Source organism: Nocardia veterana NBRC 100344, assembly GCF_000308855.1.
Taxonomy (GTDB): Bacteria; Actinomycetota; Actinomycetes; order Mycobacteriales; family Mycobacteriaceae; genus Nocardia; species Nocardia veterana.
This window is the reverse complement of record NZ_BAGM01000163.1, coordinates 1-452: the sequence shown is the minus strand read 5'-3', so window position 1 is coordinate 452 and position 452 is coordinate 1. Positions and strand designations below refer to the sequence as shown.

Annotated in this window: 1 protein-coding gene; it reads right to left on the bottom strand. The window is 58.8% G+C overall.

The annotated features are described in order from the left end of the window. Positions 1–40: 40 nt before the first annotated feature. A partial coding sequence (locus ON37_RS26500; RefSeq protein WP_040723130.1) for a hypothetical protein occupies positions 41–452 on the bottom strand: 412 nt, incomplete at its 5' end.

Here is a 452-nt window from a genome sequence, read left to right as displayed (position 1 = left end):
CAGGTTTTGTGAAAGCATGGTGGGTGACATGTTGCCTCCCTTACACAGCTAGGAGCTTGCGTCCAGTCTGGACCTGGTTGAAGCCGAAGATGGCCTTGTGGACATTGTCATAGGTGATGTCACCAGCAGCCAGGGAACCAGCAGCAGCCATCTTGGTCTCCTCGGAAAGCAGGCGCCTGCCCTCCTGGCCCTGGTTGAAGCCAAAGATGGCCTTGTGGACGTTGTCATAGGTGATGTCACCAGCAGCCAGGGAGCCAGCGGCAGCAACCTTGGTGGCCTCGGAAAGCAGATGCCTGCCCTCCTGACCCTGGTTGAAGCCGAAGATGGCCTTGTGCACGTTGTCGTAGGTGATGTCACCAGCAGCAAGGGAACCAGCAGCAGCAACCTTGGTGGCCTCGGACAGCAGATGCCTGCCCTCCTGGCCCTGGTTGAAGCCGAAGATGGCCTTGTGC